This window comes from Streptomyces sp. NBC_00273 (assembly GCF_036178145.1).
Taxonomy (GTDB): Bacteria; Actinomycetota; Actinomycetes; order Streptomycetales; family Streptomycetaceae; genus Streptomyces.
Map to the genome: position 1 here is coordinate 2,628,328 of NZ_CP108067.1, position 11,978 is coordinate 2,640,305.

Here is an 11,978-nt window from a genome sequence, read left to right on the forward strand (position 1 = left end):
GGTTCCGCCGACAGGGTCAGGTTGAGTGCATGCGCATCGGGCTCATCGGAACGGGCCGGATCGGGTCCTTCCACGCCGCGGCACTGGTCCGCCATCCGGAAGCCGGCTCGCTCCTGCTGGCGGACGCCGACCCCGCGCGGGCGGCGCGCCTCGCCGACCGGCTCGGGGCCACCGCCGCGCCCTCCGTGGAGCAGGTCTTCACCTGGGGCGTGGACGCGGTGGTGGTGGCTTCGGCGACCGAGGCGCACGCGGACCTCGTCGTACGGGCGGTCCGCGGCGGGCTCCCGGTCTTCTGCGAGAAGCCGCTGGCCCCGGACCTGAACCGGACCCTCGCGGCGCTGCGGGAGGTCTCGGCCTCGGGCGGACTGCTCCAAGTGGGCTTCATGCGCCGCTTCGACGCGGGCTACGGCACGGCCCGGGGGCTGGTCCGTTCGGGCGCCCTGGGGCGGCTGCACACCGTCCGGACGATGACGGCCGATCCGGCGCCGCCGACGGCCGCGTACCTGGCGACCTCCGGCGGGCTGTACCGGGACTGCCTGGTGCACGACTTCGACATGGTCCGCTGGGTGACCGGGCGCGAGGTGGTCGAGGTGTACGCGGCCGGGTCGGACGCGGGTCCGGCGCTGTTCCGGGAGACGGGCGACATCGACACGGCGGCCGCCGTGCTGACGCTGGACGACGGGACCCTGGTCACGGCGACCGGGACCCGGTGCAACGGCGCCGGGTACGACGTGCGGATGGAGCTGGCCGGGGAGCGGGACCAGGTCTCCGTCGGGCTGGACGACCGGACCCCGATCGCCTCCACCGAACCGCACGGCCCGCCCCCGGCGAGCAAGCCGTGGACGGGCTTCCTGGAACGTTTCGCCCCGGCCTACGAGGCCGAGCTCGCGGCCTTCGTCCAGCTGGTGCGGGGCGAGGGCGCCAACCCGTGCGACGGCCGGGAGGCGCTGGCGGCGTTCCGGATCGCGGAGGCCTGCGAACTCTCGCGCCGGGAGCGGCGCCGGGTGCGGCTGGAGGAGCTCCCGGACCTGCCGGCTCTGTAAAGGGGGCACCGGGCCACAGTACGGCGAGTGATCACCTGTGGCTGCGGCGCTTTCCGGACACGCTCAGGGGGTGGCGGGGGCGGTTGCGGGCGCGGTTGCGGCCGCGGGGGTCACGGCGCGCCGCCCCCAGGCGGTGCCGACGAGGACCAGGAGGGCTCCCGCGTAGCCGAGGAGCCCCGGCTCCTCCCCGCCGACGGCGATGCCGGCGACGGCGGCCCACAGGGGTTCGGTGCCCAGCAGCAGGCTGACCCGGGAGGGCGAGGTGCGGCGCACGGCCCACATCTGCACGAAGAAGGCGAAGAGGGTGCAGAAGACGGAGAGGAAGGCGAGCCCCGCCCACTCGGCGGCCCCGAAGTCCGCGGCGGCGGCCCAGGGGCTGTCACCGGTCCCGGGCACGGCGGCCAGAGTTGCGAAGACGAGCACGGCGGCGCCGAGCTGCACGGTGGTCAGGGACAGCGAGTCGGCGTCCTGGACGGCCTCGATGCGGGCCATGAGCAGGACGTGCAGGGTCCGGGCGAGCGCGGCGCCGAGGATGAGCAGGTCCCCGAGGCTGGGGGCGGTGAAGCCGGCGCCCTGGGTGAGGAGCACGACCCCGGCGACGGAGACGGCGGCGGCGCCGAGGAAGCCGGCGGAGGGCGCCTGCCGCCTCACCGCGGCTTCGGCGAGGGGAGTGAAGATCATCGTCAGGCTGATGATCAGCCCGGCATTGGTGGCGGAGGTGTGGACGACCCCGTAGGTCTCCAGGAGGAAGATCCCGCCGAGTACGAGGCCCAGCAGCCCGGCGCCGCGCAGCTGGGCGGAGCTCAGGGCGCGCAGCCGCGCCCACCCGGCGACGACGAGCACGGGCAGCACGAGCGCGAACCGGAGCACGAGCACGGCGACGACGGTGTGGGTGGTGGTGATGCCCTTGGCCGCGAGGTAGCTGCCGCCCCAGACGACGGCGACGGCCAGCACCGGCAGATCGGCGAACCAGGCCCGGCGCGGGGCGGCTTCGAGGGCGGGCGAGATCACGGTCAACGGAGGTCTCCGACATCACGGGAGGGGTGGAGACTTCGGCGGCTCGCACGGGTGCGGGCACACCGTACCGGAGCCGATCATGCCGGGCGACCCCTTTCCGGGCCTGCGGCCCCGGGCCCGTAGCATCGGGCCCATGGCTGATCTCTACGCCCTGGACCTGGCGTTCGACCTGCTCGACACCACGCCCGACGACGTGCTCACGGAGGTGCGGCGCCAGCTGACGGGGGACGGACTGCTCTCGACCCGGGGTCCGGCGTGGCGCGTCGGCGGCATGCTCGTCGGGGAGTTCGGCCCGGGCGAACGCGGAGTTTGGGCCCTGACCGCCCGCCAGGAGATCCACGCGGAGCAGCTCCCCGACCTGGAGGACCTCCTGATGCTCCTCGCACCCCAGATCCGCCCTCCGGGCCCGGTCGGCCGGATCCGCTTCTACGAGCACGAGTCCCCGGACCTCCTGGTCCTGCGCGAGGGCCGCGTGGTCCAACTGGCGCTGGACCCTCGGTAGGGGGTGCCGCTGTAGCCTGCCCGGCATGGCGGAGATCTGGGACGAGCAGCGGCTGATCGCGGGCGGGTTCCGGCGCGTGTACGCCGAATTCGAGTGGTACGACGGGCCTCGCGCGGGCCTCGCCGACGTCGACGGCAGGCCGCACTACTTCCAGAGCTACGACTACGACCACGCCGACGAGTACGACGAGTACCTCGTGTGGCCGGCGAGCGAGGCCGCGGTGGTGCTGGAGCGCGAGCAGTGGGCCGTCTTCGTCAGGTGGAACCAGCGCAGCGAAGCCGGGGAGGCCGGTCTGGAGAGCCATCCGGACCGCGGTGGCGTCGACGCCCGCTACGACGAGCTGACCCGACTGCTCGCACCGCACCGGCAGCCTGCGGAGGGTGCGCGGCGGCTGGTCGGCGAGCTCGGGTTCGACGCAGGCGACCGCTACCGGGTCGACGGGCTCGACTACTGGTTCCGGTGGCATCCGGGCAGATGACGACCCGCCCGGTGCGCGGCGCAGCTCGAGGTCAATCGCCGATCGTGCCGAAGGCAGCCCGCCCCGTCGGCCGGTAGGTGTGGACGGCGGTCCCGGCCGGTGTCGCACGCGAACTCACCAGCTCATAGGCGGTCGGCAGCCCGCCGGTGGGGAACAGCCGGCGACCGGCCCCCAGCACCACGGGGAAGACCAGCAGATTGACCTCGTCCACGAGGTCCCGGGCCAAGAGCCACTGCGCGAGCTGCCCGCTGCCGTGCACCTGCAACTCCCCCTCCAGCGCGTCCTTGACCCGGACGATCTCGCCCTGCAGGTGCTCCCCGTCGAGCACGGTGACCGGCCCCCAGGCCGGCTCCTTCAGCGTGGTCGACGCCACGTACTTGTGCAGCCGGTTCAGCTTGCCCGGGATCGGGTCGGCGGGGTCGTCGTGCTCCGGCCAGTACGAGGCGAAGATCTCGTACGTCTTCCGCCCGAGCAGGAACGCCCCGGCCCGCCCGAACACCTCGGTGATGAACTCCCCCATCCCCTCGTCGGCGAACGGCGCGACCCACCCGCCGTACTCGAACCCGCCGCTGCGGTCCTCGTCGGGCCCCCCGGGCGCCTGCATCACGCCGTCCAGCGTCACGAAGGTGGTCAGTGTCAGCTTCCCCATGGCTCTGTTCTCCTCGCTCGATGGCCCCTACGGGTTCAGACTCCCGCCCCCGTCAGAACTCATCGCGCCGCCACGCACGACCGTTCGGTCCGTTCCGACTGACTGGAGGAAACGCCGGGCCGGGAGACCCTGGCCGACCGTGCGCGGCAGAGCGGGGCGGCCGACCTCATCGATGGACAAGCCTCCAAAACTCCGAAGGCCCCACTGCAACACCTCGCAGTGGGGCCCTTCAGAAATGTTTCAGCCACGCAACCAAGCGGTCAGAGTTTCGACAGCGAGGCCAGCATCGTCCACCTCAACCCTCGAGATGTCGGATTCTAGCAGAAATGGCAGTTGGCCATTTTCGTGCGAATCCAGTTGCATTTCCGCGCCACCTTCACGGGAAATGAACCACACGTTATCGTCATCGGCCGGCCAAGTAACTGACAGCCGCTCGACTCGAAGGTCAGTGAAAATCCCCCTCAGAGCATCAAACACCTCATCCAGCGGACCTCCAGTAACATCAGACGGCCCCCACGAGATGTTTGCAGGCATCGAATTCACATCCTCTCCACTGGGGAATCTTCCGATCAGCATCGCGGAATTCCGAGTGCATCAGGAGCCAATCGACTGGTCTTCGGCACAGGGTTGGACTCAAGTTCACCGAATGGATCACCGCTCCCGAGTGTCACATTCACGTGGTTGTAGTTGAGTGGCGACCCTTCGCCTCTAATTGGCTCGGGTGCATAGTCCACAGTGCCACCAGCTGCGCGAATTTCCCCGGCCGTTGTTGCGCGAAGTTTGCCATGTGGAACGCCGGCACCCGCCTCAGCAACCGAGGTACCCATTGCGCCGGAGAAGCCTTCGCCAGCACCGGGCATCGGCCTCTCACCCCCGCGAACGATGACGAAGTCGTCCGGCACCTGCCAGCCATTTTCATTGTGCACCAAGACCGGCGTCGACTCGGCAAGAACATAGTAGGTGTGCAGGTCGGAGACCGTCAGATTGTACGTTGCCTGGTCCGCACGGTAGGAACGGGTTCGCGCGATGGAGACCCCTCGCCCGTCGTCCGTGCGCAGGGTCATGCCTGCCTTGAGGTCACCCGCTTCAACCCAGGCATCTGCCGACATCGACCAGAACAGGTGGTGTGCCGTTGTCGTGATGACGGGTTCGGCTTCTCCGGCTCCGATCGTCAGGTCGACGTATTCCTTGTCGTCCTTCGTCAGGATCTCGGCGGTGACCGTTTTCGGCGTGGTCTCTCCCGTCACCGGGTCCGTGGCTAGAACCTTTTCGCCGACTTCGACGTCGTCGATCTCCTTGGTGGTGCCGTCAGCCATCAGGACGAGCGTGTCTTCGGTGAAGCTGTTGTGGCGCAGACAGGCGATGGCCACATCGACGGCGTCGTGCACCACCGCTCCGGTGACCGCCCTGCCCGCCGTTGCCGCTTTCGCGGCCCTGCCGATGACACTTCCGGCGATCGTGATCGTCACGTCCACCGCGGCCATTCCGCAGTTCTTGTTCCAGCCCGGGTCCTTGATGCACTCCCAGGTGCTTCGGATCCCCAGTGCTTCCATCCAGTCGCCACTGGGACTAGTCAGCTTGATCCTGTTCGCCGTGTCGCAGAAGTCTTGCCTGTCTCTGGCGCCGGTTGATGAGCAGTATCCGTTCGCCCAGCGCCTCAGGTTCTCCTGGTAGGTCCGGGTGGGCCAGTAGCCCTGCTTGAGGAGTTCCTCCTCGGTGGGAAGGGTCTTTCCTGCGAGGACGAGCTTGACGGTGCTCTTGGTACCGCTCTTGGCGTCGCCCTTCGCGCTGCCTTTGGAGCCAACGCCGCCCGAGACCCGCTGCCGTTCCACCTCCGGGTCGTTCTCCTCCTTGTAGTCCCCGTAGGTGCCGTTGGTGCCTGCGCAGTAGTTCGGGAAGCAGCTTTCGAGCCCGGTGGGGTCCATCTGGTTGACCGGGTCGCCGTTCGCGTACACGTACCCGTTCATCTGCATCGGGTTGGTGATGTCGATGACCGGGTCGACGCTGATGAACCGGCCGTTCGCGGGTTCGTACTCGCGGGCGCCGATGTGCGTGAGACGGGTGGCGCTGTCGTCCGTGCCCGTCCCCAGGAAGTCGCGCTGGCCCGCCCAGTTCCCGACCTGGGCGCCCCGGGGGTTGCCGTAGGGGTCGGCCTTGCGGTGGGTGACCTTCTGGCCCGCGGCCTGTTCCACCATGGTGGTGGCGGTCCCCTGGCGGTCGCTCAACAGGACGGTCAGGGCGTGGCCCGTGGTCTTGCCCTTGGTCTGGCGGACGGTGGTAGTGGCTCCGACGCCGGTGTAATAGCGGACGGCATCGACGGCCTGGCCGGCCAGGTTGACCGTGACCTCGGCCTCACCGAGGTACAGCGTGCGACTGCTCCCGGTCTCCTGGATGAGCCGGTTTCCGGAGGCATCGTAGATGTACGAACTACCGCTGCCGCCGAAGACCCACTGCTGCGCGGCGGACCCGGCGACGCACGTGTAGATGTGGAGGTCGTTGCCGTCGGCGGCATCGTCGTTGGGGACGGTGACGCACTGGCCCGTGGCCTGGTTGTAGAGGGTCTTGTCGGGCCTGGAGGTGAACTTCTGTTCGTTGCTGCCGTCGCAGGTGTAGAGGCGGGCCCTGCTGTCCTTGGCGGTGAGGCACTTGCCGAGGGCCTTGACGGTGTCGCCGCCGAGGGTCCACTTCTGCGCCTTGGACTCGTTGCACGACATCACCTGGGCGGGCGTGCCGTCCGCGGAGTTGCCGCCGTCGACGTCGAGGCACTTGCCGGCCAGACCGGTGACGGTGACGGCGCCGATGCCCGGGCTGCTGGCGGAGGCGAGCTTGTTGCGCCGGTCCCAGTTGAGGATCTGGGTGTCGCCGTCGATGGTCCGCCGGGTCGTGTTGCCGGCGCTGTCGTAGCCGTACGTGGAGAGCGACGTGACCGTCGAGTTCTGGGACTTGGTGGTCTGCTTGGCCTCGGTGAGTGCGTGCGGATGGGTCTTGACCGGCGGCAGCCCGCCGTTGCCCGTCACCTGGACGCCGTACGCGTAGGTCGTGGTGTCGTCCAGTGCCGCATTCGTGAGGTCGCGGTTGATGAGTTTGGTCCGGTTGCCTATGGCATCGAACTCGTACTCCTGCCAGTAGCCGTCGCCGTCGGGGCCGGGGGTGACGTCACTCAGGCTGGGGCCGGTGCAGTTCTCGGTCTTGCCGGTCCACGCCTTGGTGAGCTGCCCCAGCGTGTTGTACGTGTAGCACTGGCGGTCGACGCGGCCACCGGACTGACGATCCGTCACCGAAGTGATCTTGCCGCTGGTGTCGTACTTGTAGGAGCGGGCGTTGATCCGGTTGGGTCCGGTCGTCTCCCGGTCCGCGCTGGTGTCGGTGACACGACCGGTGGTCGGATCGTAGAAGCTGGTGGTCCACACCCGGTGCGGTGCCTTGCCGGATGCCGTGCGCAGTACCTCGCCGAACGGGCTGAAGACCGTCTCCGCGGTGTACCAGGAGAGGCCCGACATCGTGGTCGGCGCGCCCTCCTCGTTGTAGCGGGTGATCAGCTTCTCGGCGGCGAGGCCGCCCGGGGTGGCCGGGACCGTGGTGGACTGGACCTTGCCGGTGGAGGTGTAGGTGGTGGTGTAGGCGTACGTGCCGGCCAGGCCCTTGGTGGCTGCGCCGTCCGGGATGGTGAGGGTGGTGCCGGTCGGCCGGTATTCGGAGTCGTAGCCGGTGACCTTGCTGGTCACCGTGACGTCACCGGTGCGGCGGGTCGACGCGACCGGTTGGCCCTTGGCACCCGGCAGCGTGTCGTAGGACCAGGTGGCGACCGGAGTGCCGTTCGGGGCGTCCTCCACCTCGGCGGTCTTGCGGTTCAGCTTGTCGTAGTTGGTGAAGGTCTTCTGCCCGGCCGCGTTCTCGGACCAGACCTGCTGGTCGAGGTTGTTGTAGCCGAAGGAGGAGATTCCCAGGTCGGGGTCGCTCGTACCGATCAGGCGGCCTCGGGCGTCGTACGAGTACGTCCAGTCGTTGCCGGCCGCGTCGGTCACCTTGGCCAGCTTGCCCCGGACGTCGTACGCGTACTTGGTGTCGGTCCAGGTAGTCAGGTCGGCGGCTGCGAACTTCTGGACCAGCGTCGTGCGGTTCAGCGCGTCGGTCCAGGTCCTGGTCGCCTCGCTGCCCGGCAGCGGGGCCGTTCCGTCGGCCGACATCGCGCTGCGCTGAACGGTCCAGTTCCCGCCGTAGGTGACGACGGCGGAGTGGTGCGGAGTGCCCTCGTGGAGAGTGGTGGAGCGGACCGCCCGGCCGAGGCCGTCGTAGGCGGTCGCGGTGGCGTTCGGGACGTGGAAGACCGTCTCCGGGACGAAGATCTTCTTGTCCGGTTCCCCTTCTGCGTAGTAGGCGTTGTCGGTCTGTCGCACGGCACCGCTGGCGTTGTAGAGGGTGTCGGTGATCAGACGGCCGCCGCCCAGCGCCTCCTTCTGGGTCTGGCGCGTGCGCAGGAGGCCGTCGTAGACGGTGACCGTGTTCTCGTAGGTGCCGTTGTCCCGCAGAGCGCCACTGACCACGGTCGGCGGCATGTCGACGGATATGTCGTACGAGAAAACGAAGGCCGCCTTGTCCGTACCCTGCTTCCGGGAGGGAGTCCACACTCCGGTGGTGCGGCCCAGTGCGTCGTAGGCCATGCTCGCCTTGCGGCCATTGGCGTCGGTGGATTCCAGCACGCTGCCACGGCCGGGATCGGACTTCGCCGTCACGGTGTGGCCCAGGGCGTTGGTGATCGTGGTGGAGAAGACGGGGCCCGTGGGAGGGCTGACGGTCGTGGACGTCGGATTGCCGGCCGCGTCGTAGGCCTTGATGGGGCGCCCCAGGGCGTCGTACTCGGTACGGGCCGTGGTGACCCATCCGGTGCCGGCGCCGTCGAGGGTGTCGACCTGAACCGGCAGCCCCTTCACGGGGGCGGTACCGAATGCGTTCAGGGCGTCGTAGGAGGTGCGGGTGTCCGTGAGGACCTGCCCGGTGGCCGCCTTGCTGCAGTCACCGGCCGTGCTGCGTACCCTCTGGGCGAGTCCGATGATGTGCTTCGTCGTGTTGTGCACGTAGGTGGTGGTGATGCAGTTCTGCTCCGAGGACGTCCACCCCGTGCCGTTCGACGTCAGCACTTCGGCCTGCGCCGTCTTGGGCAGACCGTAGGCCCCCTCGTCGAACGTGTTCTGGGTACGGACCATACGGGTCCCGCCCTCGATCGACTGGAACGCATCGGAACGGGCCGTGCCGGTACGGAAGGCCTCCAGGTCAGTGGTGCCACGCCGCGGACGATTCGCCGTCCGCTGGCTCCAGGGCCAATTGATCACGCGCGAGGAGACGTTGCCGCCCGCCTTCGTATAGCTGATCGTTTCCGCTACTTGTCCTTGCAGTTGGAGAAGGTCCTCCCCCAGGTCCTCGGCATTGGTGGAGTCCTTGACCCTGACCTTGGCGCGACCACCGTCTCCGGACATGCCGCGGAAATAGCGCGTGCGCGTCTGGGACTGCTCCGTGGCGTCGGGCTTGCCCGCGTTGGCGGTGACGCCCTTGGTCGTCACGACCGATGCGTACCCCCTCCACTGGCTGTAGGTGCGCAGTTCGGGCTTGGTGAACTCGTCGGTGTCCTTGCCCCAGGCCGCGTCACCTTCGTACGTGTAACTGGTGGTGACGTCGGGCTGGCGGGCGACGCGGTCCTTCTCGACGACCTTCTCGACGACGTATTTGTTGAACCACTCCAGCGGCGGCTTCTCCAGCTCGGTGTCCGGGGACCAGTGGACGGGGAAGCAACGGGTGGTGTTGGCCTCCGGCTTGGGGTGAGTCGTACCCACCGCACAGGGAGCCGAGTAGTCGACGTACGTCTCGCCACCGGTCTCGTTGCGGATTGTCTCCACGCGGAGGCGGTCGTAGTCGGGCGTCGCGTCGCCGGCGCTCTTCGCGACGCGGTTCGGCATGTCCTGGACGTTGGCCAGGAAGGACACCGGCGGCAGCGGGATCCCGATCAGGTTGTCACCGCTGTCCTTCGCGGTGCCGTATCCGGTGCGGGTGATGGACTCCAGCCACAGCGGGGGGTGCGTGTCGGTGCGCTGCTTCGGGAACGACTGGGTCAGCGACCAGTGGTCGACCTTGGAGAGGGCCGTGGAGCCTTCGGTGCGCTGGCCGTAGGTGGTGACACCGGTCAGACGCTTTCGCGACCAGAACGTCGGCGAGGCGACGTGGCAGTTCTCCGCGTCCATCTTGCAGTGAAGGGTGGACGGGGTGTCCCACCAGGGCTGCTTGTCACCGTAGTTCTTCGAATCGAACTGGGCGTTGCCGCACTTGACGCCGCCCTCCTCGATGCACCGCTCCGCGAGCGTGAACTCGACGCGGCCTGCCGGAGCTCCGGCGAGGTTGTCCGCGCGCAGCCCGTAGAGGATCCGGGTGGGGTAGCCGCCTCGGGTGTAGCCGACTTCAGCGGCGTTCTTCTCCTTGAACTTCGCGTTCTTGGCGTAGCGGTTCTGCTCCGGCTGCCAGTCGATGACCATGGCGTTGCCGTGGACGTCCTCGACGTAGTCGAGGTTCCAGCGCCAGGCCTGGCGGCAGGACGAGTTGGCGTACGCCGCCTGGTGGCAGGGTTCGCCGGGGTGGTTGCCGAAGACGGGGACGGTGAAGACCGAGTCGGTGACGGTCAGCGGCGAAGCTCCGTCGCCGTGGGTGCCGACGTTGTGGCGTCCGAAGTGGTACCGCGTGCCGTCGCGGGTGGTGACGACCCAGTACTCGCCGTCCTTCGCGCCATTGGCGCTGCCCGACATCCGCTCGATCTTCGAACCGTCATCGGCGGCCGGAACCAGCTGCCCCGATGCGGCGTCGCGGACCAGCTCGGTGGTGGAGCCGCCGAGCGACATCACCAGATTGTCGCCGGCCCAGCACAGGTCGCCCTTCTTCTTGTCCGTGCTGTTGTCGTTGTTCGGTGCACCCCCTGTCGCATCGCGGTCCTCCGAGCAGGCCCGGTAGCGGCGTTCGATGTAGCCGGGCTCGTAGCTCCAGCCGTCACCGATCCACGAACCCTGCCCGTTGGCCACGGACGTCTTGCCGTCCACGGCCTGCGAGGAGTAGGAGAAGGCGATCTTCGGCTCGGGTCCGGCCGGGTTCGGGGGCACAGTCAGCGGATACGTCCAGGAGAACCCGCCGCCGCTTCCTCCCGCCGACCAACTGCCCGAGGGGGAGAGCGGGGTGGCCTTGTAGGTGCCGCCCGCACCCGAGCCCCCGTCGGAAGCGGCCAGGACCATCGCACCGCCGCCACCGGACATGGTGCGCAGGCCCTGCCCGGGCACGGCGACCGGGTCGACGGTTGCCCGGACGGTCCCGGCGTGGGGGTCGTTGGTGCTCGGGACGTCCACGGCGGCGGAGCACTCGGGACGCTCGGGCGTGGTCAGGAAGCACTCGGGGAGTTGCTTGAGCTCCAGGCGAGTGGCCCATTCGGTGCCGTAGAGGTCCTCGAACTTCTTGTAGTCGAGCTGCACGTCGACCGGGGTCGAGCTGCCGGCCGGAGGTGTGACCTTGATGATCGCGCCGTCGACGCCGGCCGACTCGGTGGCGGTCCGCGCCTCGACGGCCACCACCCAGGTTCCGGACGGGGCCGGCGGCGTCGGATTCCTTTCGGTCGGCGAGGCCTTGCCGATGCTGATGGGCAGCCCGCCCGCCTGGACCAGCTGCGCCCCGCTCTCCGGATTCAGCGCCACGGGTTCCGAGCCGGCCGCCGGGGGAGTCACCCTGGAGGGCTCGTACCCCGGGGGCGGCGCCGCGGCGGCACCGTCCCAGCCCTGCAGTTTCGCTGCCGCGACCTTGTCGAGCTTGGCCTTGATGTCCTGCTGGAGGCCAGGCAGGTCGACGCCGCTGCGGTTTCCCGGTGACGCCGCCCAGGCTTCGGCAGGCAGAAGAGTTGCGACCAGCGTCACGGACAGCGTGACGCCGATGCGCCCGGCGAGGCGCGCGCGCCAGGCGCGGGCCTTTCTGTTTCCGGGCAGGCTGGAATTGTTCGCCGAAATCGGCGACATGTGGACCCCCCCACGCACTGCCGCCACGGCCATGGCGCGCGGCCGGCAGAAGACTGATAAATAGCCCGCTGATTCTGTGGCCGTCAATCCAGAAAATCTACGGCCTTGATCGCCAGTGTGGCCTTAATCACTTCGCACCCTGCACAGGGCGGGGCAATCCATGCAAATCGACGGTAAATGGCGGGCGTAAAGCCGAATGCGAGGGGTGACGATGTTCGAGGAATGGTTCATGCTCGGCGCGCGCCTCCTGTGCGCG

General features: G+C 68.8%; 7 protein-coding genes. 3 read left to right on the top strand and 4 right to left on the bottom strand.

All coding sequences use genetic code 11. The features are described from left to right. The first annotated feature begins 29 nt into the window (after positions 1-29). Positions 30-1,043, top strand: a complete 1,014-nt coding sequence (locus tag OG386_RS11030; protein ID WP_328787988.1) for a Gfo/Idh/MocA family protein — start codon at positions 30-32, stop codon at positions 1,041-1,043. A gap of 63 nt (positions 1,044-1,106) precedes the next feature. Here the strand turns inward: OG386_RS11030 and OG386_RS11035 are convergent, their stop codons facing one another. After that, positions 1,107-2,060 (bottom strand): DMT family transporter, encoded by a 954-nt coding sequence (locus OG386_RS11035; RefSeq protein WP_328787989.1) that lies wholly within the window; start codon positions 2,058-2,060, stop codon positions 1,107-1,109. A 133-nt stretch (positions 2,061-2,193) separates the two neighbouring features. On the opposite strand from OG386_RS11035, the gene OG386_RS11040 reads away from it, so the two are divergent. Both OG386_RS11040 and OG386_RS11045 read left to right on the top strand, forming a co-directional pair. After that, complete coding sequence (locus OG386_RS11040; RefSeq protein ID WP_328787990.1) at positions 2,194-2,562, top strand: hypothetical protein; 369 nt, start codon at positions 2,194-2,196, stop codon at positions 2,560-2,562. Positions 2,563-2,587: 25 nt separating this feature from the next. After that, positions 2,588-3,040: a hypothetical protein gene (locus tag OG386_RS11045; RefSeq protein WP_328787991.1), complete on the top strand. Its 453-nt coding sequence runs from the start codon at positions 2,588-2,590 to the stop codon at positions 3,038-3,040. 31 nt (positions 3,041-3,071) lie between these two features. Here the strand turns inward: OG386_RS11045 and OG386_RS11050 are convergent, their stop codons facing one another. The 3 genes from OG386_RS11050 to OG386_RS11060 all read right to left on the bottom strand — a co-directional run bounded on the left by OG386_RS11050 (position 3,072) and on the right by OG386_RS11060 (position 11,722). Further along, the gene (locus OG386_RS11050) at positions 3,072-3,689 is read right to left on the bottom strand and encodes a dihydrofolate reductase family protein (RefSeq protein WP_328787992.1); all 618 of its coding nucleotides are present in this window, start codon (positions 3,687-3,689) and stop codon (positions 3,072-3,074) included. A gap of 240 nt (positions 3,690-3,929) precedes the next feature. Beyond that, a complete protein-coding gene (locus OG386_RS11055; protein WP_328787993.1) occupies positions 3,930-4,223 on the bottom strand; it encodes a hypothetical protein in 294 nt (97 codons plus the stop codon). 35 nt (positions 4,224-4,258) lie between these two features. After that, positions 4,259-11,722 carry a ricin-type beta-trefoil lectin domain protein gene (locus OG386_RS11060; protein WP_328787994.1) on the bottom strand — a complete coding sequence of 2,488 codons (7,464 nt, stop codon included), beginning with the start codon at positions 11,720-11,722 and terminating at the stop codon, positions 4,259-4,261. Positions 11,723-11,978: the final 256 nt, after the last annotated feature.

Bases quoted from the DNA above. Each gene is read 5' to 3' on its own strand.
- OG386_RS11030 (WP_328787988.1), top strand. From the start codon at position 30: ATGCGCATCGGGCTCATCGGAACGGGCCGGATCGGGTCCTTCCACGCC.
- OG386_RS11040 (WP_328787990.1), top strand. From the start codon at position 2,194: ATGGCTGATCTCTACGCCCTGGACCTGGCGTTCGACCTGCTCGACACC.
- OG386_RS11045 (WP_328787991.1), top strand. From the start codon at position 2,588: ATGGCGGAGATCTGGGACGAGCAGCGGCTGATCGCGGGCGGGTTCCGG.
- OG386_RS11050 (WP_328787992.1), bottom strand. From the start codon at position 3,689: ATGGGGAAGCTGACACTGACCACCTTCGTGACGCTGGACGGCGTGATG.
- OG386_RS11055 (WP_328787993.1), bottom strand. From the start codon at position 4,223: ATGCCTGCAAACATCTCGTGGGGGCCGTCTGATGTTACTGGAGGTCCG.
- OG386_RS11060 (WP_328787994.1), bottom strand. From the start codon at position 11,722: ATGTCGCCGATTTCGGCGAACAATTCCAGCCTGCCCGGAAACAGAAAG.